Genomic DNA, 26,539 nt, shown 5'->3' with positions numbered 1-26,539 from the left:
CACTGAAATTTCGCTCAGGCATTTCGCGGGCAACCACCCCCCTCTGTCAAGCATGATTTAACTGACCCGGCAGTCAAAGCCGTCTAAAAAGGCGTTATTGAGGCTAAAGATGAGAATCACAGCTTTTACATGAAAGAGATTGACTGATCAGAATTTCATTTGATACACATATGCTCACAGCGAAACATGACTGTGCGACCTAATAAGAATTCACAGCACGAGGACACGCCGATGGCCACGCCATTACTGCTCCAGGCTGAACACGTCGCCAAGGCTTACGCCGGTATCCCTGCCCTGCGTGACGGGCGCCTCTCTCTGCGGGCTGGCAGCGTCCATGCGCTGTGCGGCGGCAATGGCGCGGGCAAGTCGACGTTCCTGAGCATTCTGATGGGCATCACCGCGCGTGACGCCGGTACCATCCTGCTCAACGGCACAGCGGTGCAGTTCAACCGCCCGAGTGAAGCCCTGGCGTCGGGGATCGCGATGATCACCCAAGAGCTGGAACCCATCCCCTACATGAGCGTCGCCGAAAATATCTGGCTGGGCCGCGAACCACGCCGCGCCGGCTGCATCGTCGACAACAAAGCGCTGAACCAGCGCACCCGCGAGCTGCTCGAAAGCCTGGAGTTCGACGTCGACGCCAGCAGCCCGATGCACCGCCTCAGCGTGGCGCAAATCCAACTGGTGGAAATCGCCAAGGCATTCAGCCATGACTGCCAGGTGATGATCATGGACGAACCCACCTCGGCCATCGGCGAGCACGAAGCGCAGACGCTGTTCAAGGCGATCCGCCGCCTCACCGCCCGTGGCGCCGGCATCGTGTATGTGTCGCACCGCTTGAGCGAACTGGCGCAGATCGCCGATGACTACAGCATCTTCCGCGACGGCGCCTTCGTGGAAAGCGGGCGCATGGCGGATATCGACCGCGACCACTTGGTGCGCGGCATCGTCGGCCAGGAACTGACGCGCATCGACCACAAGGTCGGCCGCGAATGCGCCGCCGCCACTTGCCTGCAGGTCGACAACCTGAGCCGTAAAGGCGAGTTCCACGACATCAGCCTGCAACTGCGCCAGGGCGAGATCCTGGGCATCTATGGCCTGATGGGTTCGGGGCGCAGCGAGTTCCTCAATTGCATCTACGGGCTGACGGTGGCCGATTCCGGCAGCGTCACCCTGCAGGGCAAACCCATGCCGATCGGGCTGCCCAAGGCGACCATCGATGCCGGTATGTCGCTGGTCACCGAAGACCGCAAAGACAGCGGCCTGGTGCTGAGCAGCAGCATTCTGTCGAACATTGCGCTGTCGGCCTACAAGCGCCTGTCGAGCTGGTCGTTGATCAATGCACGCAAGGAAACCCAATTGGCCCAGGACATGGTCAAGCGCCTGCAGATCAAGACCACCTCCCTGGAGCTGCCGGTGGCCTCCATGAGCGGCGGCAACCAGCAGAAAGTCGTGCTCGCCAAATGCCTGTCGACCGAACCGGTGTGCCTGCTGTGCGACGAGCCCACTCGCGGCATCGACGAAGGCGCCAAGCAGGAGATCTACCACCTGCTCGACCAGTTCGTGCGTGCCGGCGGCGCCGCCATCGTGGTGTCGTCGGAAGCGCCGGAACTGCTGCACTTGAGCGATCGCATCGCGGTATTCAAAGGCGGCCGGCTGGTGACCATCAGCACCGACACCGCCCTTTCCCAGGAAGCCTTGCTGAGTCTTGCCTCATGAACGCAAAAACCCTTGCCTCCCCCCTCACCGCCGCGCCGCGCCACCGCCTGCGCTTGTCCCTGGACCGCTTCGGCCTGCCGCTGGTGTTTATCCTGCTGTGCGTGGTGATGGCGTTTTCCAGCGAATACTTCATGACCTGGCGCAACTGGATGGACATCCTGCGCCAGACCTCCATCAACGGCATCCTCGCCGTGGGCATGACCTACGTGATCCTGACCAAGGGCATCGACCTGTCCGTGGGTTCGATCCTGGCGTTTGCCGGCCTGTGCAGTGCCATGGTCGCGACCCAGGGTTACGGCCTGCTGGCGGCGGTGAGCGCCGGGATGTTCGCCGGGGCGATGCTCGGCGTGGTGAATGGCTTCATGGTCGCCAACCTGTCGATCCCGCCGTTCGTGGCCACCCTCGGCATGCTCAGCATTGCGCGGGGCATGACCTTCATCCTCAACGACGGCAGCCCGATCACCGACCTGCCCGACGCGTACCTGGCGCTGGGTATCGGCAAGATCGGCCCGATCGGCATCCCCATCATCATCTTTGCCGTGGTCGCGCTGATCTTCTGGATGGTCCTGCGCTACACCACCTACGGCCGCTATGTGTACGCGGTGGGCGGCAATGAAAAGAGCGCGCGCACCTCCGGCATCGGCGTGCGCAAGGTGATGTTTTCGGTGTACGTGGTCTCGGGCCTGCTCGCCGGGCTGGCCGGCGTGGTGCTGTCGGCGCGCACCACTTCCGCCCTGCCCCAGGCCGGGGCGTCCTATGAGCTGGACGCGATTGCCGCCGTGGTCATCGGCGGCACCAGCCTGTCGGGCGGCACCGGCAGCATTGTCGGCACGCTGTTCGGCGCGCTGCTGATCGGCGTGATCAACAACGGGCTGAACCTGCTCGGCGTGTCGTCCTATTACCAGCAGGTCGCCAAGGGCCTGATTATCGTGTTTGCAGTACTGATCGACGTGTGGCGCAAGAAAAAACGCTAGAGAACGACCCTACTACAACAATAACGGAGTTCCCCTCATGAAACTTGGTACCACCCTGGCTGCCGTGGCGGCCCTCTCCCTGCTCGCCAGCAGTATCGCCCTGGCCGCCGACGGCAAGACCTACAAGGTCGGCGCAGCCGTCTACGGCCTCAAGGGTCAGTTCATGCAGAACTGGGTCCGCGAGCTCAAGGAACACCCGGCGGTCAAGGACGGCACCGTGCAATTGACCGTGTTCGACGGCAACTACGACGCCCTGACGCAGAACAACCAGATCGAAAACATGGTGACCCAGCGCTACGACGCGATTCTGTTCGTGCCCATCGACACCAAGGCCGGCGTCGGCACCGTGAAGCAGGCCATGAGCAACGACGTGGTGGTGATCGCGTCCAATACAAAAGTCGCCGACGCCGCCGTGCCTTACGTGGGCAACGATGACGTGGAAGGCGGCCGCCTGCAGGCCCAGGCCATGGTCGACAAGCTCAACGGCAAGGGCAACGTGGTGATCATCCAGGGCCCGATCGGCCAGTCGGCACAGATCGACCGGGAAAAAGGCGAACTGGAAGTGCTCGGCAAACACCCAGGCATCAAAATCATCGAGAAAAAAACCGCCAACTGGGACCGCGCCCAGGCCCTGGCGCTGACCGAAGACTGGCTCAACGCTCACCCCAAAGGCATCAACGGCGTGATCGCGCAGAACGACGACATGGCCCTCGGCGCCGTGCAGGCCCTGAAATCCCACGGCCTGACATCCAAGGACGTGCCCGTCACCTCGATCGACGGCATGCCGGATGCGATCCAGGCGGCAAAGAAAGACGAAGTCACCACCTTCCTACAGGACGCCCAGGCCCAGTCCCAAGGCGCGCTGGACGTGGCCCTGCGCGCCTTGGCCGGCAAGGACTACAAGCCGCAGTCGGTGATCTGGGAGCGCTATGCCAAGGACGTGAAATGGGCCGACGGCACCGCCAAGAGCTACATCCTGCCGTGGGTACCGGTGACCAACGCCAACGCCGACGCGCTGTACCAACAAGTCAGCGGCGGCAAGTAGCTATTGGCTTGAAACACACTCAAGTGTGGGAGCCAGTGTGGGAGGGGGCTTGCCCCCGATAGCGGTGTAACAGTGATAGATCAGGTGACTGACACACCGCCATCGGGGGCAAGCCCCCTCCCACATTGAATCTCCAGTGCTATTAAAAGAGGAGTCATTCATGTCTGGATTCTGGAACCAAGCCTTCGACCTCAGCGGCCGTTGCGCGGTGATCACCGGCGGCGCTGCCGGCATCGGCCTGGCCTGCGCCAGCCTGCTGGTGGAGCGCGGCGCACGCGTGGCGCTGCTGGACCGCGACCCGGCGGTGGTGGCCGTGGCCGCCAGCCTCGGCGCCGAACATCTGGGCATTGCCGTCGACCTCAGCCAGATCAGCCAGGTGCAACACAGCGTCGACCGGGTTTTCGAGCACTTCCAACGCCTCGATTACCTGATCAACAGCGCCGGCGTGGCCTTGCTGGACAAGGCCATCGACGTCAGCGAAAGCGCCTGGGACACCACCCTCAACATCAACCTCAAGGCCAGCTTCTTCGTCGCCCAGGCCTGTGCCCGGCACATGCTCGTCCAGGGCGGCGGGCGCATCGTCAACCTGGCCTCCCAGGCCGCCGTGATTGGCCTGGACCGGCATGTCGCGTATTGCGCGAGCAAAGCGGCCATCGTCGGCATGACCAAGGTACTGGCCATGGAATGGGCGCCGCAGATCAACGTCAACGCCATCTCCCCCACCATCGTCGAGACCGCCCTGGGCAAGCAGGCCTGGGCCGGCGAAGTCGGCGAGCGGGCCAAATTGCAGATCCCGGCGGGCCGCTTTGCCCAGCCGGAAGAAATCGCCGGGCTGGCGTTGTACCTGCTCAGCGACGCAGCGCAGATGATCACCGGCGCCAACATGGTGATCGACGGCGGCTACAGCATTCAATAATTGATCTATTTGTCGTGAGGTTTTGTCATGTCCACCGTTACCGAACGCACGCCCGAGCAACTCGCCCCGATCATCCCGAAAACCATGCAGGCCGTGGTCTGCCACGGCCCGGAAGACTACCGTCTGGAAACCGTCGACGTGCCGACTCCCGGCCCCGATGAAATCCTCACCAAGGTCGAGCTGTGCGGCATTTGCATGGGCGACATCAAGACCTATCGCGGCGCCCCGTCGTTCTGGGGCGACGCCGAGCAACCGCGCTACGTCAAGCCGCCGATGATCCCCGGCCACGAATTCGTGTGTCGCGTGGTAGCTCTCGGCCCCGGCGCGGAAAAGCGCGGGGTGAACGTCGGCGACCGGGTGATCTCGGAGCAGATCGTGCCGTGCTGGGGCTGCCGCTTCTGCAACCACGGTCAGTACTGGATGTGCCAGAAGCACGACCTGTATGGCTTCCAGAACAATGTGCAAGGCGCCATGGCGCAGTACATGATCTTCACCAAGGAAGGCATCATCCATAAGGTGCCGGACTCGATCGCGCCGGACGAAGCGATCCTGATCGAACCGCTGGCCTGTTCGCTGCACGCGGCGGAGCGCGCCAATGTGGATTTCGACGACGTGGTGGTGGTCGCCGGCGCCGGCACCCTGGGCCTGGGGATCATCGGCGCGGTACGCCTGCGCAATCCGAAAAAACTGATCGTGCTCGACATGAAACCCGAACGCGCCGCCCTCGCCCTGCGCATGGGCGCCGACGAAGTGTGGAACCCGGCCGAGGTGGACGTGCTGGCGAAGATTCGCGAGATGACCGAGGGCTACGGCTGCGACATCTATATCGAGGCCACCGGTCATCACAAGGCCGTCAACCAGGGCCTGGCGATGCTGCGCAAACTCGGGCGCTTCGTCGAGTTCAGCGTGTTCAACGACGAGGCCACGGTGGATTGGTCGATCATCGGCGACCGCAAGGAACTGGACATCCTCGGTTCGCACCTGGGCCCGTACATGTACCCACGCGCTATCGACTTTATCGGCAACCGCAAGATCGACATGCGTGACGTGGTGACCCACAAATTTGCCCTGGCGGACTTCAAGGAGGCGTTTGCGGTGATGGAGCGAGGCGACAAGTCACTCAAGGTCGTACTCGAACCCTAAGCCCCCTCCCACACTGAACAGCTGTGAACCCATAAAACAAGAACACAGGAACCCGCGTTATGAATCGAGTCATCAACGATCCGGACCACGTGGTCGAGGACATGCTGCGCGGCATCCTGGTCGCGCACCCGCAGTTACGCCAATACGAAGCCAATCCACGGGTCATCGTCAAAGCCAAACCGTCGGGCCAAGGCCGCGTCGGCATCGTCACCGGCGGCGGCTCGGGCCATGAGCCGGCGTTTCTCGGCTACGTCGGCCCCGGCCTGGTTGACGCCGTGGCCGTCGGCGAGATTTTCTCCTCGCCCACCGCCAAGAGCTTCTTCGATGCGTTCCGCGCCGCCGACCACGGCGCCGGCGTGGCCTGCCTGTACGGCAACTATGCCGGCGACAACATGAACGTGAAGCTGGCGATGAAAATGGCCGCCAGCAAAGACATGCGCATCCGCACCGTGGTCGCCAACGACGACGTCGCGTCCGCGCCCAAGGCCGAGATCGCCAAGCGGCGCGGCGTGGCCGGAGAGATCTTCATGTGGAAGATCGGCGGTGCCGCTGCCGCCCAGCACTACGACCTGGACGGTGTGATCCGCGTCGCCCAAAAAGCCGTCGACCACTGCCGCTCGATCGGTATTGGCCTCACCCCCTGCACCATTGCCGCCGTGGGCAAGCCGAATTTCCAGATTGCCGACGGCCAGATGGAACTGGGCATCGGCCATCACGGCGAACCGGGCATCGAAGTCATCCCGATCGAACCCGCCGCCGCCATGGCCGAGCGCATGCTCGCGCCGATCCTCGCCGACCGCGATTTCAGCCAGGACGACAGCGTGGTGGTGCTGGTCTCGGGCCTCGGCGCCACGCCGGTGATGGAGCTGTATATTTTCTACGCCGAGGTGGAACGCCAACTCACCGCCAAGGGTTTGAAGATCCACCGCTGCTACGTGGGCAACTACTTCACGTCCCTGGAAATGATGGGCGTGACCCTGACCCTGCTCGGCCTCGACTTTGAGTTGAAAACCCTGATCGACCAACCCTGCCGTTCCATCGGCATGACCCAGGCGGAGTGAACCATGAGCGAGCATTTTTCCACCCGCGACGGCAGCGCCATCGTCGCCGACCTGGTCAGCGTGATCGTGGCCAACCGTGAGTACCTCAGCGCAGTCGACGGCGCGATTGGCGACGGCGACCACGGCATCAACATGGCCAAGGGTTTCGCGCATTGCGGGCGCACGATCGAAGGCCGCCAACTGAGCCTGGCCGAAGCCCTGGACGAACTGACCCTGAGCCTGATGGAAGGCATTGGCGGCTCCATGGGGCCGCTGTACGGCAGCCTGTTTATCGGCATGGCCGATGAAGTGCGTAGCAGCGAAGACATCGACGCGGCCACCTTCGCCCACCTGCTGCGCGGCGGCTTGACCTCATTGCAGGACATCACCGAGGCCGGCGTGGGCGACAAGTGCCTGATGGACACCTTGATCCCGGCGGTCGAAGCGTTTGAGCACGCCCATGCGCGCGGGGCGTCCTTCCACGATGCGCTCGATGCGATGAAAACCGCCGCCTCACAGGGCCGCGACTCGACCAAGGACCTGGTGGCGAAGATCGGCCGCGCCAGCCGCCTGGGCGAACGCTCGCTGGGCGTGTTGGATGCCGGTGCAGTGTCGTGCTGCCTGATCCTCACGCGCCTGGCGGACTCCGTGCAGCCGCGACTGGTGTAACGCCTCAGGTTGGCGTTTGCTTGACCTGCTGGATATACCGCGCCACCGCCGGCGCTTGCTCAAAGCGCCGGTGAATCAACGACAGCCACGACGCCGCGTCACTGCCCTGAATGCTGCGATAAACCACGCCCGGCAGACTCACATGCCCGACCACCGACGCCGGCACCACGGCCACGCCCTGCCCCAATGACACCAACGCCACCACCGCGACCAACCCGCCCGGCTGCGGTCCCAGGCGCGGCGCGTAGCCGCCTTGGGCGGCGACGTGCAGGGTGCCGCTGATTTGCTCCGGCAGGATAAACGTCTCGTTTTGCAGATGCTCGCAACCGATGGCCTTCAACCCCAGCAGCCAGGAATCCTGGGGCAGCGCCAGCACGAAACCTTCGCTGTGCAGGCGCACCGCCTCCACGCCGTCGGGTAGGGTCATCGGCGAACGGACATAGCCAATGTCGTAGCGCCCATCCGCCACCGCGCCGGGCAGGGTCGCCATCGCACATTCGCGCACGTTCACGCTGACGTCGGGAAACGCCTGGCTGAACCCGTGCATTTGCCGCTGCAACAGCCCGGAATACACCGCCGAAGCCACGTAGCCCAATTCGATGTGGCCGGTCTCGCCACGCCCGGCACGCTGGGCACTGCGTTGGGCGAACTCGAATTGACGCACGGTGGCTTCGGCCTCGACCAGCAGCGCGGCACCGGCTTCGGTCAGGCTGACTTCGCGCTGCTGGCGGATAAACAAGCGCGTGCCCAGGCTGGTTTCCATGTCCTGGATCTGCCGGCTCAGGGTCGGCGGTGCGATGCCCAGTTGCTCGGCGGCACGGGTGAAGTTGCGCTGCCGGGCCACGGCCAGGAAGTAGCGAAAGTGGCGGATATCCATACGAGGATTAGCTCAAAGGTAATGAAGTGGCTCACCACGACTAATAAAGGCAGCAGCGCACGGGGATAAGCTCAAGGTACTTCAACAGTAGAGAGCCCTTGCGATGTCCGTCAACTGCCTTTTCCGTATTGCCCATAGGGTAATTACATTATGAGCCGGGTCAGCCCGCGCCTGACACTGCTGACCGCTTCCGGCGTCTGCTCGCTGATCGTGCTCGACACCAATATCGTCGCCGTCACCCTGCCGAGCATCGCCCGCGACCTGGGGGCCAACTTCGCGGATATCGAGTGGGTGGTCAGCGCCTATATGCTGGCCTTCGCCGCGCTGTTGTTGCCCGCCGGCAGCATCGCCGACCGCTTCGGCCGCAAGCAGAGCCTGATCTGGGGCCTGGGCATTTTCATCCTCGCGTCCCTCGGCTGCGGCGCGGCGCCCAGCGCGCTGTGGCTGGATATCGCCCGCGCCATCAAAGGCGTCGGTGCCGCGCTGTTGCTCACTTCGGCGCTCGCCTCCATCGGCCACACCTTCCACGACGAAGTGGAACGGGCCAAGGCCTGGGCGTTCTGGGGCGCGTGCATGGGCGTGGCGATGACCGCCGCGCCGACCCTCGGCGGCTTGATCACCGAGTACCTGGGCTGGCGCTGGATTTTCTACCTCAACCTGCCGGTGGGCCTGGCGCTGATGGCGCTGGTGCTGCACGCCATCCCCGAGTCCCGTGATACCCAGGCCGCACGCCTCGACCCGTGGGGCAGCCTGGCGTTCAGCGCCAGCCTGGTGTGTTTGATGTGGGGGTTGATCGAGGCCAACCGCATCGGCTGGGACAGCCCGCAGACCTACACGCGCCTGCTCGGCGGTGGGTTGCTGTTGGGCATCTTTGTGCTGGTCGAGCGGTTGCAGCAGCGGCCGATGGTCGACCTGCAGCTGTTCCGCCACCCGCGTTTTATCGGTGCCTTGCTGGGCATGTTCGCCTACGCCGGCTGCGCCCAGGTGATGATGACGTTGCTGCCGTTTTACCTGCAGAACGGCCTGGGCTTTTCGGCGATTGCCTCGGGCCTGGGCATGTTGCCGTTTGCGCTGACGATGCTGATTTGCCCACGGATCGGCGCACGCCTGGCGGGGCGCTTTGCGCCGGCGACGATGATGGCCAGCGGTTTGACCCTCGTCGGCTGCGGTAACCTGCTGAGCGCCTGGGCGCTGAATGTCGGCGGCTACCTGCCCTTCGCCCTGGCGATAGCCGTCACGGGCGCCGGGGCGGGCCTGCTCAATGGCGATACGCAGAAAAACATCATGGCCTGCGTACCACGGGAGCGTGCGGGGATGGCGTCGGGCATGAGCACCACCATGCGGTTCAGCGCGATCATGTTGGCGATTGGCGTGTATGGGGCACTGCTGAGCAGCCACAGCGAACAGTTGTTGCGCGCAAGTATCGACCCGCAATGGCAGGCGCAGGTGGCGGGAATTGCTTCGCGGGTGGTGGCGGGTGATATGCCGGCGGCGCTGAACCTGGTGCCCGAGGCGGCGCGGGTAAGGGTGCAACCGCTGGCGCGGCAGGCGTTTGTGGGCGGGTTCAGCGGGGTGCTGTGGGTGGCAGGGTTATTGGGACTGCTCGGAGCGCTGGTGGTGGGGAGGCTGATGCGCAAGCCGATACCCACACCGAACTAAATGTGGGAGAGGGCTTGCCCCCGATGAGGGTGTGTCAGTAAATGCAACTGTGACTGACCCGCCGCCATCGGGGGCAAGCCCCCTCCCACAGGTATTACCTATCCTCTGAAGAGGCTTACCAGAACCGCTGCTGGGTCAACCGGCTCCACCAGGTCAGCAGCACGCGGTCCACCGAACCGCTGGCCGCCAGGCCCACGCGCTCTTGCAAGCTCTTGCGCTCGGCGTAATGCAAGTGGAACACCTCGGCGGTCTTGGCCTTGGTGGCCAGGTATTCGTCGCTGGTTTGCAGCTCGTCGACCAGTTGCTTGTCGAGGGCTGCGACACCCAGCCACACTTCCCCGGTCGCCACTTCATCGATCGCCAGTTGCGGGCGATAGCGCGACACGAAGTTCTTGAACAACTGGTGAGTGATGTCCAGGTCCTCCTGGAACTTCTCCCGGCCCTTCTCGGTGTTTTCGCCAAACACGGTGAGGGTGCGCTTGTATTCGCCGGCGGTCAGCACTTCAAAGTCGATGTCGTGCTTTTTCAGCAGGCGGTTGACGTTGGGCAACTGCGCCACCACCCCGATGGAACCGAGGATCGCGAACGGTGCGCTGATGATCTTCTCGCCGATGCACGCCATCATGTAGCCGCCGCTGGCCGCGACCTTGTCGATGCACACGGTCAACGGCACGCCCGCCTGGCGAATCCGCGCCAGTTGCGACGACGCCAAACCGTAGCTGTGAACCATACCGCCGCCGCTTTCCAGGCGCAGCACCACTTCGTCCTTGGGCGTGGCCAGGCTCAGCAAGGCGGTGATTTCATGGCGCAGGCTCTCGGTGGCCGAGGCCTTGATGTCGCCGTCGAAGTCGAGCACGAACACGCGTGGCTTGGCCTCGGGTTTCTTTTTGCTGTTCTTCTTTTCGGCTTTGCTTTCGGACTTGCGCAGGGCCTTGAGCTGATCCTTGTCGAGCAGGGTCGATTCAAGGCGTTCACGCAGGCCTTTGTAGAAATCATTCAGCTTGCTGACATGCAACTGGCCGGCGGATTTGCGACGACCTTTGCTGCGCAGTGCCGCGAAGCTGATCAGTACCACCAGAATCGCGACCACCAGGGTGACGGTCTTCGCCAAAAAGCTCGCGTATTCAGCCAAAAAATCCATGTGTCTCCTTAACAATGCACGGCGCCAGGCGCGGATCGCCCAAGCATACCGACGGGACCGCCGGGGGGCCAGTGCTCAAACCGCCAGCAGGCAAGCGCTCTAACGCACTTTTAAAACAAGCGTATGTTTTTTCATTGACAGCTCGCAGGCATCCTCATAACCTCGCCAGACTTTCAACGTACCGGGAAAACGGACGTGGGCAGCATCTATCTGATTCGACATGGCCAGGCCTCCTTCGGTGCAGACGACTATGACGTCCTGTCGCCCGTTGGCGTGGAACAAGCGCAAATCCTCGGTCGCCACCTGGCAGACATGGGCGTGACGTTCGACCGCTGCGTCGCCGGCGACCTGCGCCGCCAACAGCACACCGCCACGGCCGCCTTCGATCAGTACAGCGCCCTTGGCCTGGCGGTTCCGCCCCTGGAAGTCGACAGCGCCTTCAACGAATTCGACGCCGACGCGATCATCCGCGCCCTGCTCCCCGACCTGCTCACCCGCGAACCCGACGCCCTGGACATCCTGCGCAACGCCGCGCAGAACCGCAGCGAATTCCAGCGCATCTTCGCCCTGATCATCGAGCGCTGGGTGGCCGGCACTTACGATACGCCGGGGCTGGAAAGCTGGCTGGGGTTTGTCGAGCGCGTCCAGGGTGGCCTGCAGCGTCTGCTGGAAGCGGCCGACAACACGCACAAGATCGCCGTGTTCACCTCCGGCGGCACCATTACCGCCCTGCTCCACCTGATTACCCGAATGCCTGCCGCCCAGGCCTTCGAACTGAACTGGCAAATTGTTAACACCTCGCTCAACCAGCTGAAATTCCGCGGTCGCGAGGTGGCACTGGCTTCCTTCAACAGTCATACCCACTTGCAACTGTTGAAGGCGCCGCAGCTCATCACTTTCCGATGAAGTGCGGCCAACCGTGACCCCAAGGTCGCTGGACTCTACCCTAAAGGATCGAAACCATGACTGACGTAGCTAAAGCCGTAGAAGCAATGAAAGCCAAATTCAACCCAGCCGCTGCTGCCGGCCTGGACCTGGTATTCGGTTTCTGTATCGATGACAGCGAACACTTCTCGCTGATCGTCAAAGACAACGCCTGCGAATTGCAGGAAGGCGAAAACTCTGACGCTCAGGTGACCCTGGTCATGGACGGCGAAACACTGAAAGGCATCGTCAGCGGCGACACCGACGGCATGCAGGCCTTCATGAGCGGCAAGCTGCGCACCGAAGGCGACATGATGCTGGCGATGAAGCTGAGCGAGCTGTTCCCTTCCTGAGAACGCTGGCTGTAAAGCACGCATTGAAACGACAAATCCCGCGACTGGCGGGATTTGTCGTTTCCGGGCCAGCGGTCAGCAGCGGCGCTCGCCATGATCGACATCTTTGTAAAGGCCAGGACGGCGAATTTACCCGCCTTCAATGCGTGGACGGCCCATGCAACAGCAACGCCACCAACGCACTCCACCCCGTCTGGTGGGACGCGCCCAACCCACGCCCGGTTTCCCCATGAAAATACTCATGGAACAACACCAGGTCACGGCTGGCCGGGTCCGCCTCCAACTGCGCATACCCGGCCATCGACGGACGCAGGCCATTGTCATCCCTGAGGACCAATCGGCTCAGACGCTGGCTGAGGCTGTCGGCGACTTCCTCCAGGGACGACAGATAACCACTGCCCGTCGGGTACTCCACCGAGAAGTTATCCGCGTAGTACCGATGAAACTCGCGCAACGATTCGATCAGCATGTAATTCACCGGCATCCACAACGGCCCGCGCCAATTGGAGTTGCCGCCGTACAGACGTGAATCGGATTCACCGGGTTGATAACGTGCGCACAGCGTGTCGCCATTCATCTTCAGCGCCAGGGGCTGGTCGGCGAAGGCCTTGGACAATGAACGCACGCCAAACGCCGAAAGAAACTCATCGTCATCGAGCATGCGCCGCAGCAAGTCCTTGGTGCGCTCGCCGCGCAACAGCGCCAGTAACAGGCGATTGCCCTGCCCCGGCTCGTTCCAGCGCGAGACCAGCTTGGCCAGTTCCGGCCGGTGGTGCATGAAGCCCAACAGCCGCTCACGCAAGCCTTCGAGGCCTTCATGCTCGCGCTGCTCCAGCACCAACACGGCGAACAGCGGCATCAGGCCGACGATGGAGCGCAGGCGCACCGGTTCGTTCTGGCCGTCGGGACGGCGCAGTACGTCGTAGAAGAACAGGTCCTGCTCGTCCCACAGGCCCTCGGCGCTGTCGTCGACACGGTTGATGGCGCCGGCGATATACAGGAAGTGCTCGAAAAACTTCACCGCGATATCGACGTACACGACATTGCGCCTGGCCAGTTCCAGAGCCATCCGCATCAGGTCCAGTGCATAGGCGGCAACCCACGCGGTGCCATCGGCCTGGTCTAACTGATAACCCGGCGGCAGCGTGGCCGAGCGGTCGAACAAGGCGATATTGTCCAGCCCCAGGAACCCACCCTGGAACAGGTTGCGTCCTTCGGCATCCTTGCGGTTGACCCACCAGGAGAAATTCAGCAGCAGCTTGTGGAAAATCCGCTCCAGGAAATCCATGTCACCTACGCCGGTCAACGCCTTGTCCTGCTGATACACCCGCCAACTGGCCCAGGCATGCACCGGCGGGTTGGCGTCGTCGAAGCGCCATTCATAGGCCGGCAACTGACCATTGGGGTGCATGAAGCGGTCCTTTACCAGCAGCAACAGCTGTTGCTTGGCATACCCCGGATCGATCAGCGCAATGGCCACCGCCTGAAAGCCCTGGTCCCAGGAGGCGTACCACGGGTATTCCCAGGTGTCGGGCATGGAGAGGATGTCGAAGTTGGACAGGTGCCGCCAATGGCTATTGCGCCGTTGCAGGCGCTCGGGCGGCGGCGCGGGTTGGGTCGGGTCGCCGTCGAGCCATTGGTTCACGTCGAAATAATAGAGCTGCTTGGACCACAGCAAACTGGCCAGGGCCTGGCGCTGCACATTACGCGCATCCGCGTCGGCGATGCCCTGCTGCAACGCGGCGTAGAAGTCATCGGCTTCCTGGCGGCGCTGTTCAAACAGCTTGCGCGCATTGACCTGGGGCGCGTCCTTGGGCGCAAAACGCAAATAGACGGCTTTGCGCTCCAGGCCCGCCAACGCCAGGATGAAACGCGCGGCCGCCTTGGTGCCGCTGTCGCGGCGAATCGCGCTTTCCTGTCCCGCCACCACGTAATCGTTGATCCCATCCTTGAACGGCCCCGGCGCCGGTTTGCCGTCCAGCTTGGGGAAGTTGCTTTCGTTTTCGCAGAACAGCCATTCGACGCCGTCCTGGCCCCAGGCGCTGAGGTGGTGATCGGGCAATTCATGATGACGCGCCAGCACGCGGTCGCCGTCCAGCCGCAACTGCGGTTTCGGCGCGCCGACGGTCCAGCTCCAATCATTGCGCGCCCAGACCTGGGGCAGCACTTGCAGGCGTGTCGGTTGGTCCGAGCGGTTGTGGACGCTGACGCGCATGAAGATATCGTCGGGCTGGTGCTTGGCGTATTCGACGCTGACGTCGCAATACCGGTTGTCTTCAAACACGCCGGTATCGAGGATTTCGTACTCGGCATCCGCGAGCCCACGTCGGGCGTTTTCGGCGATCAGGTCAGCGTAGGGAAACGCCGCATGGGGATATTTGTAGAGCATACGCATGTAGGCATGGCTCGGCACGCCGTCGACGAAAAAGTACAGTTCCTTGACGTCTTCACCGTGGTTGCCCTCCGCGTTGTTCAGGCCGAACAGGCGCTCTTTGAGGATCGCGTCACGCTCGTTCCACAGCGCCAGGCCCATGCACCAGCGTTGCGCCTTGTCACTGAACCCGGCCAGGCCATCCTCGCCCCAGCGGTAAGCGCGGCTGCGCGCATGTTCGTGCGGGAAGTAGCGCCAGGCATCGCCATCGGCGCTGTAGTCCTCGCGCACCGTGCCCCATTGGCGCTCGCTCAGGTACGGGCCCCACTCGCGCCAGCGCTCGACCGTCTCGGCGGCCAGGCGCTGGCCTTCAGTGGTTTGCACAATTGTGGCGCTCATCCAACCCTCCCCCAGCCATCGCGTAAGGCCAGTGTAGAACCCATCCACGCTCAGATGCACATGAAGACGGTTTTACCTCAATCATTCGTTTGCAGAATGAAGTCCAGAGGAATCTTCGTTTGCGCGGGTCTGCGGCGCCCAACAGAATCAGGATAACGGCATTCATTACTCTTACAGCAGCCAGGAATTTTTCTATGCCCACCACCGCGTTTATCAGCCCCGACGACATCCGCAAAGGCTTTTCCAAGGCCATGTCCGACATGTACCGCGATGAAGTGCCCCTGTACGGCGCGCTGATGGAGCTGGTGGCCGACATCAACCAGCGCGTGCTCGACGCCGACCCGAGCCTGGCGCAACACCTGCAACGGACCGGCGAAATCCAGCGCCTGGACATGGAACGCCACGGCGCCATTCGCCTGGGTACCGCCGCCGAACTGACGACCATCCGCCGCCTGTTCGCGGTGATGGGCATGCAACCGGTGGGCTACTACGACCTGACCCCGGCCGGCGTGCCGGTGCATTCCACCGCGTTTCGCGCCGTGCATGAACGTGCGCTGCAAACCAGCCCGTTCCGCGTGTTCACCTCGCTGCTGCGCCTGGAACTGATCGAAAGCCCCGAACTGCGCGCCTTCGCCGAAGCCGCCCTGGCCAAGCGCTCGATCTTCACCCCCGGCGCCCTCGCCCTGATCGAACAAGCCGAACGCGACGGCGGCCTCAACGCCAGCGACGCCGAGGCATTCATCCGCCAGGCCCTGGAAACCTTCCGCTGGCACCACACCGCCACCGTCACCGCCGCGCAGTACCGACAACTGAGCGACCAGCACCGCCTGATCGCCGACGTGGTGGCCTTCAAGGGCCCGCACATCAATCACCTGACCCCGCGCACCCTGGATATCGACCAGGTCCAGGCCGCCATGCCCGGCAAAGGCATCACCCCCAAAGCCGTGATCGAAGGCCCGCCGCGTCGCGACTGCCCGATCCTGCTGCGCCAGACCAGCTTCAAGGCCCTCGACGAAACCATCGCCTTCACCGACGCCCAAGGCAGCCACAGCGCGCGCTTCGGCGAAATCGAACAACGCGGCGTCGCCCTCACGCCCAAGGGCCGCACGCTGTACGACCAACTGCTGAACGCCGCCCGCGACGCCCTCGGCGCCTTCCCCAACGAGGCCAACGCTGCGCGTTACATGCAATTGATGGAACAGCACTTCCAGGCCTTCCCGGATGACCACACGCAGATGCGCGAACAAGGCCTGGCCTACTTCCGCTACTTCGCCACCGACAAAGGCCTCGCGGCACGCGGCCAAGCCGACCAACCGCGCACGCTGGACGCGCTGATCGCCGCCGGTCACGTCGATGTAGAACCGCTGGTGTATGAGGATTTTCTGCCAGTGAGTGCGGCAGGGATCTTTCAGTCAAACCTGGGAGACGCGGCGCAGAGTCACTACGCGGCCAATTCGAACCAGGCCGAATTCGAACAGGCGCTGGGGCGCAAGACCCTTGATGAGTTGGCGCTGTATGCCGAGACGCAACAGCGCTCGATGGATGAATGCACTCACACGCTACTGGCCTGAAACAAACTGCCCACCCGGCTCAGCAGCGCAGTCCTCGCGCCCTATAAGCCCCCAGAGCCGGGTGGGCGGCGGGGATCATAAGTATCGGCGGGGATGATGTCTTTCAGTCAATTCTGAAAAAATGTGCAAGGGAGCGACTGATGCGCTCCCTCAGTAGTGAATGGATCGCCCGTTTTACTGCAGCAAATCCTTGATCTCATCTTTAACCAACAAGCGTTTTTCCTTTAACTTCTTCAGCTCCTCATCGCTGCCCGCTGCCTTTTCAGCGCTCACCACCAAGTCATCGACGGCGTTGTATTTATCAAACAGCGCGTTCAGACGCGGATTTTGCGCCCGGTGCCCATCGACTTCGTCCTTGCTCAAACCCAAGTCCTGATACAGGTCGTGTTTCACTGGCATGGCCTACCTCCGCAAGTTGATCAATGATTACGCCCTTGAAGCTAGCCCATTCCAAGGGGTCTTGTCATGTTTGCGGGCAAACCAGTTCCGTTCGTCGCTACATCGGCGACGCAATCAAACCTTTGCCGCACCCTGCCCTCCACTGTAGATCGCCACCCGAGGGAGACCGGTTTCATGAATCACGCCGCCACCGCTGTCGACACCCAATGCATCAACACCCTGCGCACCCTGGCCATGGATGCCGTGCAAAAGGCCAATTCCGGCCACCCCGGCACGCCCATTACCCATGACTCGATCGGCGTCGGCGAAGACGGCCCGACGCACCAGCCGATCGAGCACCTGACCCAGTTGCAGGAGAAGTACGGGTTTACCGTGGAGAATGTGGTGAAGCTGGCCAAGCAACAGATCCAACTGAACGGACATTGATCACAACTGTGGGAGGGGCGGTGTGACGGTTCGACTCGGTGGTTCAGTCACAGTATCTGTGCCTGACACTCCGTCATCGGGGGCAAGCCCCCTCCCACATTGACCGCATTCCCTTGTTTGATCGGCGGGGTTACTGGCAGATGATCGTCAAGGGCAGCATCCCGGTGCTGGCGGGGAGCCCCACTCTCATGAACACCGCCTAACCCCTGTGGGAGGGGGCTTGCCCCCTCCCACATTGACCGCATTCCCTTGTTTGATCGGCGGGGTTACTGGCAGATGATCGTCAAGGGCAGCATTCCGGTGCTGGCGGGGAGCCCCACTCTCACGAACACCGCCTAACCCATGTGGGAGGGGGCTTGCCCCGGTACAGACCGGAGACATCCTTTACGTTTGAAACCGGAGACATCGTTTACATGTATTAATCATGGCCAGGAGGTAACTGGCCATGTCATGGAATCGAGAGTCCCCGATGGATCAAAAAGTCAGATTGATAGGCGACTGGCTGTCCGGCGCCTATTCAAAACGTCAACTGGCATTGAGCTACGGCATTAGTCGACCGACCTTGGACAAGTGGCTGCAACGGTATGCCACTGCTGGCCTGGACGGGCTCAAGGACGCCTCACGCCGTCCACTCTCAAGCCCTTTTCAAACGTGCGATGCGCATATTGCTGCTCTAATCGAGCTCAAGCATCAACACCATGACTGGGGCCCCAAAAAGCTGGTCAAGGTCCTTTCCAATCGCTATCCGGAATGTCATTGGCCGGCACCCAGCACGGCAGGGGAATGGCTCAAACGAGCGGGACTGGTTCAAGAGCGGCGCAAGCGCAATCGCCCGCCTACCGGCCCCGTCAAACTTCGCCCGGCAGATCTCCCCAATCAAACGTGGGCCGCTGACTTCAAAGGCGACTTTTTAATGGCGGATGGCCGACGCTGTTACCCGCTGACACTCACGGATCAGGCCAGCAGATTCATATTGTTGTGTCGTGCGCAGCCCAGTGTGGCTGGGGCCCGCGAGGGTTTTGACTGGGCTTTTCGCGAGTACGGTCTGCCTGATGTCATCCGGACTGACAACGGTTCACCCTTCGCCTCAACCGGTCTCAGCAGGCTCTCCAGTCTGGCCGTCTGGTGGATACGACTGGGTATCTACCCAGAGCGTATTCAGCCGGGGCGACCCGATCAGAACGGGCGGCATGAGCGTATGCATCGCTCACTCAAGGCCGCGTTACTGAAGACGCCAGAAGCCAATATGGTCCAGCAGCAGTTGGCGTTTGAACGATTTCGACAGGAATTCAATCATGATCGGCCGCACGAGGCGTTAGACATGAAGGTGCCGAACGATCTGTACGATAAATCGCCAAGGATCTATACAGGCTGGGTACCTCCTGCCGAATATGGAGCGGATATGGAGGTACGCAAAGTCAGAACAGACGGGTCAATGAAGTGGAGGGGCAGGATGATCTTTTTGAGTGAGTCACTGGTAGGAGAGTCCGTTGGACTGCGAGAAGTGGACGACAACGTGTGGGACATGTACCTATGTAACTATCCACTGGGTAGGCTAGACAGCGGTGCAAGCCGGCTATCCAGCACCCAGAAACGTAAAGGATGTCCCCGGTCTCGTTTGTAAAGGATGTCTCCGTCCGTACACCCCGATGACGGAGTGTCAGTCACTGCATGAGTGCCTGAACCACCGCCATCGGGAGCAAGTCGAATCGTCACACCGCCCCTCCCACAGTTGATCTCCTTTAATGGTCAGATCAGCTCTCGAACGAGGAACGGCGCGGTGCGGCTTTTCTTACTCTTCGCCACCTGTTGCGGCGTGCCGCTGGCAACCACCTTGCCGCCCAGGTCCCCAGCGCCCGGCCCGATATCGATCACCCAGTCACTCTGGGCCACCACGCGCATTTCGTGCTCCACCACAACCACCGTATGCCCCGCGTCGACCAAATGATTCAACTGACTAAGCAAACGGTCCACATCGCGTGGGTGCAAGCCGGTCGTCGGTTCGTCCAGCACATACAAGGTGGCGCCCCGGGCATTGCGCTGCAGCTCGGTGGCCAGCTTGATGCGTTGCGCTTCGCCGCCGGACAGTTCCGTCGCCGGTTGGCCGAGGCGCAGATAGCCCAAGCCGATATCGCGCAGCACGAGCAGCGAACGCAGCACCCCTGGCTGCTCGGCAAACACCGCCACCGCTTGCTCGACGGTCAAGCCGAGCACTTGGGCAATGTTCAAGCCTTGCCATTGGATCGCCAGGGTCTCGGGGTTGTAGCGCGCGCCGTGGCAGGTCGGGCACGGCGCATACACGCTGGGCATGAACAGCAACTCAACGCTGACGAACCCTTCGCCTTCACAGTTCGCGCAGCGGCCCTTGGCGACGTTGAACGAGAACTGCCCCGCATCGTAATCACACTGCTGCGCGGCCGACGTGGCAGCGAACAGTTTGCGCACGTTGTCGAACAGCCCGGTGTAGGTCGCCAGGTTGGAGCGCGGGGTGCGGCCAATGGGTTTCTGGTCCACCTGCACCAGCCGGCGAATCTGCTCCAGCCCGGCGCTGATACGCCCGCCGCTGGTTTGCGGGGTGTCATCTTCCAGGCTCGGCTCATCGTCGCTTTCCAGCACGCGGCCGAGGCCACTGCCCACCAACTCCAGCAGCGCCTGGCTGACCAGGCTGGATTTGCCCGAGCCGGAAATACCGGTCACCGCCGTGAAGCAACCCAGCGGAAAATCGACACTCACCGCCTTGAGGTTATTGCGCGTCACACCCTCCAGGCTCAGCCAACCGGTCGCTTCCCGGCGCCGAGGATTCGCCGGGCGCCGTTCGGCAAACAGATATTCACGGGTCTGCGACGCTTCAACCTGCGCCAAGCCCGCCGGCGGCCCGCTGTACAGCACTTGCCCGCCGTGTTCTCCGGCCGCCGGGCCGACGTCGATCAGCCAGTCGGCGCGGCGCATGGTTTCCAGGTCGTGTTCCACCACAAACAACGAATTGCCGGCGGCTTTCAAACGCGCGAGTGCCGTGAACAGCGCCTCGCCATCCGCCGGGTGCAGCCCCGCCGACGGCTCATCGAGCACATAGATCACGCCGAACAACTGCGAACCCAGTTGCGTGGCCAGCCGCAAGCGCTGCAACTCGCCGGACGACAACGTCGGCGTGCTGCGCTCCAGGGACAGGTAGCCCAGGCCCAACTCGGTCAAGGTGCTGACCCGCTCGAGCAAATCCTCGGCGATGCGTTGGGCGGCCAGGCGTTTCTCCACCGACAGCGTCATCGTGTCCTGCCCCGCCGCCACCGGCCGCAGCAGCTCGGCCAACTGGGTCAGCGACAGTTGCGACAGCTCGCCAATGTCCACCCCGGCGAACTTCACCGACAACGCCGCCTGGGTCAGCCGCTTGCCGGCGCATAACGGGCAGGCGCTGCCCTGCATGAACTGCGCGACGCGCTTTTTCATCAGCGCACTTTGGGTGTGGCTGAAGGTATGCAGGATATAGCGCCGCGCGCCGCTGAACGTACCCTGGTAGCTCGGCTCCAGCTTGCGCTTCAACGCCTCGCGGGTCTGTTGCGGGGTGAAGCCGGCATACACCGGCACGGTCGGGGTTTCTTCGGTGAACAGGATCCAGTCGCGCTGCTTTTTCGGCAGGTCGCGCCACGGGATGTCGACGTCATAGCCCAGGGTCACCAGAATGTCGCGCAGGTTCTGGCCCTGCCACGCCAAAGGCCAGGATGCCACCGCGCGCTGGCGGATGGTCAGCGAGGGATCGGGCACCATCAGCGCCTCGGTCACTTCATACACGCGGCCCAGGCCGTGGCATTGCGGGCAGGCGCCCTGGGGCAGGTTTGGCGAAAAGTCCTCGGCATACAGCATCGCCTGCCCCGGCGGATAACTGCCGGCGCGCGAATACAGCATGCGGATCAGACTGGACAACGTGGTCACGCTGCCCACCGACGAACGCGCACTCGGCGTGCCGCGCTGTTGTTGCAAGGCCACGGCGGGCGGCAGGCCTTCGATGGAATCCACATCGGGCACGCCGACCTGATCGATCAGGCGCCGCGCATAAGGCGCCACCGATTCGAAATAGCGGCGCTGGGCCTCGGCATACACCGTGGAAAAGGCCAGGGACGACTTGCCGGAACCCGACACGCCGGTAAACACCACCAGGGCATCCCGTGGGATATCCACATCGACGTTACGCAGGTTATGTTCGCGAGCGCCGCGAACCCGCACGAACCCGAGGGGTTGGCTGGTGATCTGAGGGATGTTGCGCGATGAAGTCATGGTCAACCTTGTGGCGCGGCAAGCACGCTGCGCACCCGATGCGTCTGGGTTTCGCGGTTATAGGGCTTGCTCAGCAAATGAATGTCGGGGCTCAGCAGGTGGGGGATTTCGTTTCATTGCATATAGCTTATCCACGCAGGCCAGGGCAACTGCGCTCAGTGAAAATCCCGACTGCGCACAGCGACGCCTTCCAGCAACGGCGACAGATCGGTGAGACGCCCGGCGATCAGGTGCCGCACCTCGCCCACCGCCTCCCAGCGCCCGTCCACCTTGAGCAGGCGCGAGCCTACCAAGGCCTGGCGCTGGCGCTCTGCCAGGTCGCGCCAGACCACCACGTTCAGGTTGCCGAACTCATCCTCCAACGTCACAAAGGTCACGCCGCTGGCGGTGCCGGGGCGCTGGCGACCGGTCACCAGCCCAGCGACGCTGACAGTGCGGCCATGTTCCACCGCCATCAGCTCACGGGAACTGCGGCAGCGCCGTTTGCGCAATTCATCGCGCAACAACGCCAATGGATGCGGGCCGAGGGTGGTGCCGAGCGTGGCGTAATCGGCCTGCAGGTCCTCGCCCAGCGTGGGCGCCGGCAGTTCCACCCGTGCTTCGTCGGGGCTGGGCAGGCCGGCGAACAGCCCGAGTTGTTTGTGTACCCCCGCCACTTCCCAGCGCGCCGTGTGCCGGTTGCCGGCCAAGGCCCGCAAGGCCCCGGCATCCGCCAGCAAGGCTTGGGCGCGGGAGTCCAGCCCGGCGCGTCGGTCGAGGTCGGCAATGTCGCTGAATGCACGGTGCTCGCGCGCCGCTTCGATCCGTCGCCCATCCTCTTCGCGAAACCCCGCGATCATGCGCAACCCCAGGCGAATCGCCGGTTGCGCGCCGTCGATGGGTTCCAGGCTGCACTCCCAGTCACTGGCCTGCACGTCCACCGGGCGGATCTGCAAACGATGGCGCCGCGCATCCTGCAGGATCTGGTCCGGGCTGTAGAACCCCATGGGCCAACTGTTGATCAACGCACAGGCGAAGGCCGCCGGTTCATGGCATTTGAGCCAGCAACTGGCGTAGGTCAACAAGGCAAAACTGGCCGCGTGGGACTCGGGAAAGCCATAGCTGCCAAAACCCTTGATCTGCTCGAAGATCTGCGCGGCGAAGGCTTCGCTGTAGCCGTTTTTGAGCATGCCGGTACGCAAGCGTTGCTGGTGCGGTTCAAGGCCGCCGTGACGTTTCCAGGCCGCCATGGAACGGCGCAACTGATCAGCTTCGCCAGGGCCGTAATCGGCGGCGACCATGGCGATCTGCATCACCTGTTCCTGGAACAGCGGCACACCGAGGGTGCGTTTGAGTACCGCTTCAAGCTGCGGCGACGGATAGGTGGTGGGCTCCTCTTTGTTCCGCCGCCGCAGGTACGGATGCACCATGCCACCCTGGATCGGACCCGGGCGCACGATGGCAACTTCAATCACCAGGTCATAAAAGGTCTGCGGCTTGAGCCTGGGCAGCATCGACATCTGCGCCCGTGACTCGATCTGGAACACACCGAGGGTGTCGGCCTTGCTGATCATCGCGTAGGTGGCCGGGTCTTCCTTGGGGATCGTCGCCAGGCACAGGTCAAGGCTGCGGTGGCGACGCAGCAGGTCGAAACAACGGCGGATCGCGCTGAGCATGCCCAGGGCAAGGATATCCACCTTGAGCAGGCCGACGGCGTCGAGGTCGTCCTTGTCCCATTGGATGATGGTGCGCTCGGCCATCGCCGCATTTTCCACCGGCACCAGGGTGTCCAGCGGGTGTTCGGAAATCACGAAGCCGCCGGGGTGCTGGGACAGGTGTCGGGGGAAGCCGATCAGTTGCTGGGTCAGCGTGAGCACGCGGCGCAGCACCGGGCTGTCGGGGTCGAAACCGCCTTCGCGCAAACGCTCCACGGGCGGTGCATCGTCACTCCAGCGCCCGCAGCACTCGGCCAGCGCATTGACCTGGTCCGGCGGCAAACCCAGGGCCTTGGCCACGTCGCGCACCGCGCCGGCAGCGTGGTAGCTGCTGACCACCGCCGTCAGTGCGGCGCGGGTGCGGCCATAGCGCTTGAACACGTATTGCAGCACCTCTTCGCGGCGTTCGTGTTCGAAGTCGACGTCGATGTCCGGCGGCTCGTTACGCTCCCTGGACAGGAAGCGCTCGAACAGCATGTTCATCAGGCTCGGGTTGATCTCGGTGATGCCCAGGGCGAAACACACCGCCGAGTTGGCCGCCGAACCCCGGCCCTGGCACAGGATCGAACGGCTGCGGGCAAAGCGCACGATGTCATGCACGGTGAGGAAATAGCTTTCGTAACCCAGCTCGCTGATCAGCTCCAGTTCGTTATTGATCTGCTGCAAGGTCTTGGCGTCGACCCCTTGCGGCCAGCGCCGGGCGATGCCTTCTTCGGTGACGGCGCGCAGCCAGGATCGGGCGTCATGGCCGGCAGGCACCAGCTCACGCGGGTACTGGTAGCGCAGTTGGCTGAGGTCGAAGGTGCAGCGGCGGGCGATGACCAGGGTTTCGTCGAGCAACGACGGCGGATACAGCGCCTGTAACGCCGGCAGGCTGCGCAGATGCCGTTCGCCATTGGGATGCAGGCGCGTGCCGGCTTCGGCCACCGGCACGTGATGACGGATGGCGGTCATGGTGTCTTGCAGGGCGCGGCGGCCGCGCGCGTGCATATGCACATCGCCGCAGGCCACTGCCGGGAGCTGCAGGCTGGCGGCCAGTGCCAGGCGTTGCTCCAGGTGACGCGCATCGTCCTGCCCGCAATGCAGATGCACCGCCAGCCACAGGCGCTCGGCGAAGGTACGGCGCAACCATTGGATCGAGGCCTGGGTGTCGCTGTCTTCGGCGATCCAGAGCGCCAACAGGCCGGGCAGCGGTTGGTCGAAGTCTTCTGGCAGCAGGCGATAACGGCCCTTCTCCGCCCGCCGCCGGGCCAGGGTAATCAAGCGGCACAGGTGTTGGTAGCCGCTGAGGTCTTCTACCAGCAGTAGCAGTTTCGGGCCGTTTTCGAGGCGCATCTCACTGCCGATAATCAGCGGCAAGCCGACTGCCTTCGCCGCCTGCCAGGCGCGCACGATGCCGGCCAGGGTGCATTCGTCAGTGATCGCCAGGGCGCTGTAGCCCTGGCGCTTGGCCCGTTCGAACAACTCCAGCGCCGTGGAGGCACCGCGCTGGAAGCTGAAATTGGACAGGCAATGCAGCTCGGCGTAACTCATGCGAACCAGCCTTGCAGCCACAGCCCATCGCTTTGCCCCACGGTGCGGTAGGCCCAGCCTTGCTGACCGGCGCGGTTCTGGATCAGGTAATAGTCGCGGCGAATATCGGCGCCATCCCACCAGCCCGATTCAATGCGCTCCGGGCCCTTCAGGATCTGCACGCCCGGCTCGGCCAGCAAGGTCGGTTCGGCGAGCAGCCAGCCGGGGCGTTGCACGTTGTTCAAGGTCGGGCACGGGTTTTTATCGGCCGCCGCTTGCCAGGCGCATTCGGGGCGGTGGTCGGCGTGAAAGCGCAGGCCTTGCACCGCTTCATCGCCAAGCCGCGCGCGCAGGCGTTCGCGCAGTTGTTCCCAGGGCAGGGTCTGTTGCGGGCGGTCATCGAACAGGTCCTGGCGTTGCGGCACGAACACCGGTAGGTCCTGGGCCACCAAGCGAACACCGCGCACGGGTGCGCTCACTTGCACTTGCTCCAGGCGCCCGCGGGCCAGTTCGAACAGCATCGCCGCATCACGCTCGGCGCTGAGCAGGCCGACCTTGATCACGCTGTCCGGGGCCTGGGCGTGTTCCAGGTGCAGGGCGAAACGCTGCACGCCACTGTCGCGGCCACAGAGGAAGGCGGACAGGTCACCGGTCAGACGGCGCAGCGGAAATAGCAAGGCCTGGTGGGATTGCACGTCGAAGTTCAGCTCGATGCGCACATCGAAGCGGTCCGGCGGTTGATAGAACCCTAGGGCCAGCGGCCGCTGCCCGCTCAGGGCATCCAGATGCTTGAGCAACGCCGCATCAAAGCGCCGCGCCAGGGTGTGCCGGGGCAACGCCTGCACCTGGGCCAGGCGGCGCAAGCCCATGCGCGACAAGGCGATAGCGGCCTGCGGATCCAGGCCGGCGCGGTCAATGGGCAGCGGCGCCAAGGCCTGCATCAATGCCTGATCATCGGCCACGGCCAGGCCATCGTAGAGGTTCGCCAGCACCCGCGCCGCCGCCGGGTTGGGCGCGGCGACGATGCGATGACGAAAGCCCAGCTCGCTCAGCTCTTTGCGCAGGCGTGCCTCAAAGCGCGGCCAAGGCCCGAACAGGCCCAGGCTCGACTCGATCTCAAACAGCAAGGCGCGCGGGTAAAACACGCTGACCTGGGAACTGAACTGGTAGGCCCAGGCCGCCAGAAACTGCTGCCAACGTTCGATTTCCACGGGGTCGTATTCGGCGCAGGCAAAGGTTTTGACCAGCGCATGCGCCGCCGTCAGCGATTGACCAGGGCGCAGGCCCAACGTGTGCGCGGCCGCATTGACGGTTTGCAGGACGCGCCGCTGCGGCGTACCGGCCAGCAGTGCCAGCGGCTCGTGCGGCGCCGGATGCATACGCTGCACCGCGTCCAGCGCCAATTGCGGAAAAACAATACACACCCAGCGCATGCCAA

20 protein-coding genes are annotated in these 26,539 nt (G+C 63.3%); 13 read left to right on the top strand and 7 right to left on the bottom strand.

Going from position 1 to position 26,539, the window contains the following annotated elements; genetic code table 11:
* Window positions 1-231: 231 nt before the first annotated feature.
* The 7 genes from J2Y83_RS11200 to dhaL all read left to right on the top strand — a co-directional run bounded on the left by J2Y83_RS11200 (window position 232) and on the right by dhaL (window position 7,506).
* Complete coding sequence (locus J2Y83_RS11200; protein WP_253395194.1) at window positions 232-1,719, top strand: sugar ABC transporter ATP-binding protein; 1,488 nt, start codon at window positions 232-234, stop codon at window positions 1,717-1,719.
* A complete protein-coding gene (locus J2Y83_RS11195) occupies window positions 1,716-2,693 on the top strand; it encodes an ABC transporter permease (RefSeq protein WP_253395192.1) in 978 nt (325 codons plus the stop codon). The genes J2Y83_RS11200 and J2Y83_RS11195 overlap by 4 nt, the downstream gene beginning before the upstream one ends.
* Before the next feature lie 37 nt (window positions 2,694-2,730).
* Window positions 2,731-3,738, top strand: a complete 1,008-nt coding sequence (locus J2Y83_RS11190) for a substrate-binding domain-containing protein (RefSeq protein WP_253395190.1) — start codon at window positions 2,731-2,733, stop codon at window positions 3,736-3,738.
* 160 nt (window positions 3,739-3,898) lie between these two features.
* Window positions 3,899-4,654, top strand: coding sequence for an SDR family oxidoreductase (locus tag J2Y83_RS11185; RefSeq protein ID WP_253395188.1), 756 nt, complete (start codon window positions 3,899-3,901; stop codon window positions 4,652-4,654).
* Window positions 4,655-4,681: 27 nt separating this feature from the next.
* Entirely contained in the window at window positions 4,682-5,797 is a 1,116-nt protein-coding gene (locus tag J2Y83_RS11180) for an MDR/zinc-dependent alcohol dehydrogenase-like family protein (RefSeq protein ID WP_253395186.1), read from the top strand.
* Between the two features lie 59 nt (window positions 5,798-5,856).
* Complete coding sequence (locus J2Y83_RS11175; protein WP_253395184.1) at window positions 5,857-6,858, top strand: dihydroxyacetone kinase subunit DhaK; 1,002 nt, start codon at window positions 5,857-5,859, stop codon at window positions 6,856-6,858.
* 3 nt (window positions 6,859-6,861) lie between these two features.
* Window positions 6,862-7,506 carry a dihydroxyacetone kinase subunit DhaL gene (dhaL, locus tag J2Y83_RS11170; protein WP_253395182.1) on the top strand — a complete coding sequence of 215 codons (645 nt, stop codon included), beginning with the start codon at window positions 6,862-6,864 and terminating at the stop codon, window positions 7,504-7,506.
* A gap of 4 nt (window positions 7,507-7,510) precedes the next feature.
* On the opposite strand, the gene J2Y83_RS11165 is transcribed toward dhaL, so the two are convergent.
* Window positions 7,511-8,383, bottom strand: coding sequence for a LysR family transcriptional regulator (locus tag J2Y83_RS11165; RefSeq protein WP_253395180.1), 873 nt, complete (start codon window positions 8,381-8,383; stop codon window positions 7,511-7,513).
* 150 nt (window positions 8,384-8,533) lie between these two features.
* Between J2Y83_RS11165 and J2Y83_RS11160 the strand changes: the two genes are divergently transcribed.
* Complete coding sequence (locus tag J2Y83_RS11160; protein ID WP_253395178.1) at window positions 8,534-10,042, top strand: MFS transporter; 1,509 nt, start codon at window positions 8,534-8,536, stop codon at window positions 10,040-10,042.
* Between the two features lie 115 nt (window positions 10,043-10,157).
* Here J2Y83_RS11160 and sohB read toward each other — a convergent pair whose 3' ends face one another.
* Window positions 10,158-11,183, bottom strand: coding sequence for a protease SohB (gene sohB / locus J2Y83_RS11155; protein WP_247405249.1), 1,026 nt, complete (start codon window positions 11,181-11,183; stop codon window positions 10,158-10,160).
* Window positions 11,184-11,378: 195 nt separating this feature from the next.
* Between sohB and J2Y83_RS11150 the strand changes: the two genes are divergently transcribed.
* Both J2Y83_RS11150 and J2Y83_RS11145 read left to right on the top strand, forming a co-directional pair.
* Window positions 11,379-12,089 carry a histidine phosphatase family protein gene (locus tag J2Y83_RS11150; RefSeq protein ID WP_253395176.1) on the top strand — a complete coding sequence of 237 codons (711 nt, stop codon included), beginning with the start codon at window positions 11,379-11,381 and terminating at the stop codon, window positions 12,087-12,089.
* A 56-nt stretch (window positions 12,090-12,145) separates the two neighbouring features.
* Window positions 12,146-12,460: an SCP2 sterol-binding domain-containing protein gene (locus tag J2Y83_RS11145; RefSeq protein ID WP_253395174.1), complete on the top strand. Its 315-nt coding sequence runs from the start codon at window positions 12,146-12,148 to the stop codon at window positions 12,458-12,460.
* Between the two features lie 139 nt (window positions 12,461-12,599).
* Here J2Y83_RS11145 and J2Y83_RS11140 read toward each other — a convergent pair whose 3' ends face one another.
* Window positions 12,600-15,230 (bottom strand): MGH1-like glycoside hydrolase domain-containing protein, encoded by a 2,631-nt coding sequence (locus tag J2Y83_RS11140; protein ID WP_253395172.1) that lies wholly within the window; start codon window positions 15,228-15,230, stop codon window positions 12,600-12,602.
* A gap of 194 nt (window positions 15,231-15,424) precedes the next feature.
* Between J2Y83_RS11140 and hglS the strand changes: the two genes are divergently transcribed.
* Entirely contained in the window at window positions 15,425-16,801 is a 1,377-nt protein-coding gene (gene hglS, locus J2Y83_RS11135) for a 2-oxoadipate dioxygenase/decarboxylase HglS (protein WP_253395170.1), read from the top strand.
* Window positions 16,802-16,975: 174 nt separating this feature from the next.
* Here the strand turns inward: hglS and J2Y83_RS11130 are convergent, their stop codons facing one another.
* Complete coding sequence (locus J2Y83_RS11130; protein ID WP_253395168.1) at window positions 16,976-17,200, bottom strand: DUF465 domain-containing protein; 225 nt, start codon at window positions 17,198-17,200, stop codon at window positions 16,976-16,978.
* A gap of 174 nt (window positions 17,201-17,374) precedes the next feature.
* Here J2Y83_RS11130 and J2Y83_RS11125 point away from each other — a divergent pair, with 174 nt between their 5' ends.
* Entirely contained in the window at window positions 17,375-17,626 is a 252-nt protein-coding gene (locus J2Y83_RS11125; protein WP_253395166.1) for a hypothetical protein, read from the top strand.
* Between the two features lie 445 nt (window positions 17,627-18,071).
* On the top strand, window positions 18,072-19,250 hold the full coding sequence (locus J2Y83_RS11120) for an integrase core domain-containing protein (protein ID WP_425262813.1): 1,179 nt from the start codon (window positions 18,072-18,074) through the stop codon (window positions 19,248-19,250).
* A 125-nt stretch (window positions 19,251-19,375) separates the two neighbouring features.
* Here J2Y83_RS11120 and J2Y83_RS11115 read toward each other — a convergent pair whose 3' ends face one another.
* The 3 genes from J2Y83_RS11115 to J2Y83_RS11105 form a co-directional block, all read right to left on the bottom strand.
* Window positions 19,376-21,895, bottom strand: a complete 2,520-nt coding sequence (locus J2Y83_RS11115) for an excinuclease ABC subunit UvrA (RefSeq protein ID WP_253395164.1) — start codon at window positions 21,893-21,895, stop codon at window positions 19,376-19,378.
* A gap of 155 nt (window positions 21,896-22,050) precedes the next feature.
* Entirely contained in the window at window positions 22,051-25,143 is a 3,093-nt protein-coding gene (locus J2Y83_RS11110) for an error-prone DNA polymerase (RefSeq protein WP_253395162.1), read from the bottom strand.
* On the bottom strand, window positions 25,119-26,534 hold the full coding sequence (locus J2Y83_RS11105) for a Y-family DNA polymerase (RefSeq protein WP_253395160.1): 1,416 nt from the start codon (window positions 26,532-26,534) through the stop codon (window positions 25,119-25,121). The genes J2Y83_RS11110 and J2Y83_RS11105 overlap by 25 nt, the downstream gene beginning before the upstream one ends.
* Window positions 26,535-26,539 lie beyond the last annotated feature (5 nt).

This window comes from Pseudomonas marginalis, from assembly GCF_024169655.1.
GTDB lineage: Bacteria > Pseudomonadota > Gammaproteobacteria > Pseudomonadales > Pseudomonadaceae > Aquipseudomonas > Aquipseudomonas paraveronii.
Note: the sequence above shows the minus strand (reverse complement) of the source record. Positions and strands in the feature narration are given on the sequence as shown.

Bases quoted from the DNA above. Each gene is read 5' to 3' on its own strand.
- J2Y83_RS11175 (WP_253395184.1), top strand. From the start codon at position 5,857: ATGAATCGAGTCATCAACGATCCGGACCACGTGGTCGAGGACATGCTG.
- J2Y83_RS11160 (WP_253395178.1), top strand. From the start codon at position 8,534: ATGAGCCGGGTCAGCCCGCGCCTGACACTGCTGACCGCTTCCGGCGTC.
- dhaL (WP_253395182.1), top strand. From the start codon at position 6,862: ATGAGCGAGCATTTTTCCACCCGCGACGGCAGCGCCATCGTCGCCGAC.
- sohB (WP_247405249.1), bottom strand. From the start codon at position 11,183: ATGGATTTTTTGGCTGAATACGCGAGCTTTTTGGCGAAGACCGTCACC.
- J2Y83_RS11105 (WP_253395160.1), bottom strand. From the start codon at position 26,534: ATGCGCTGGGTGTGTATTGTTTTTCCGCAATTGGCGCTGGACGCGGTG.
- hglS (WP_253395170.1), top strand. From the start codon at position 15,425: ATGCCCACCACCGCGTTTATCAGCCCCGACGACATCCGCAAAGGCTTT.
- J2Y83_RS11145 (WP_253395174.1), top strand. From the start codon at position 12,146: ATGACTGACGTAGCTAAAGCCGTAGAAGCAATGAAAGCCAAATTCAAC.
- J2Y83_RS11115 (WP_253395164.1), bottom strand. From the start codon at position 21,895: ATGACTTCATCGCGCAACATCCCTCAGATCACCAGCCAACCCCTCGGG.
- J2Y83_RS11130 (WP_253395168.1), bottom strand. From the start codon at position 17,200: ATGCCAGTGAAACACGACCTGTATCAGGACTTGGGTTTGAGCAAGGAC.
- J2Y83_RS11200 (WP_253395194.1), top strand. From the start codon at position 232: ATGGCCACGCCATTACTGCTCCAGGCTGAACACGTCGCCAAGGCTTAC.
- J2Y83_RS11185 (WP_253395188.1), top strand. From the start codon at position 3,899: ATGTCTGGATTCTGGAACCAAGCCTTCGACCTCAGCGGCCGTTGCGCG.
- J2Y83_RS11165 (WP_253395180.1), bottom strand. From the start codon at position 8,383: ATGGATATCCGCCACTTTCGCTACTTCCTGGCCGTGGCCCGGCAGCGC.
- J2Y83_RS11190 (WP_253395190.1), top strand. From the start codon at position 2,731: ATGAAACTTGGTACCACCCTGGCTGCCGTGGCGGCCCTCTCCCTGCTC.
- J2Y83_RS11125 (WP_253395166.1), top strand. From the start codon at position 17,375: ATGAATCACGCCGCCACCGCTGTCGACACCCAATGCATCAACACCCTG.
- J2Y83_RS11120 (WP_425262813.1), top strand. From the start codon at position 18,072: ATGTCATGGAATCGAGAGTCCCCGATGGATCAAAAAGTCAGATTGATA.
- J2Y83_RS11140 (WP_253395172.1), bottom strand. From the start codon at position 15,230: ATGAGCGCCACAATTGTGCAAACCACTGAAGGCCAGCGCCTGGCCGCC.
- J2Y83_RS11180 (WP_253395186.1), top strand. From the start codon at position 4,682: ATGTCCACCGTTACCGAACGCACGCCCGAGCAACTCGCCCCGATCATC.
- J2Y83_RS11195 (WP_253395192.1), top strand. From the start codon at position 1,716: ATGAACGCAAAAACCCTTGCCTCCCCCCTCACCGCCGCGCCGCGCCAC.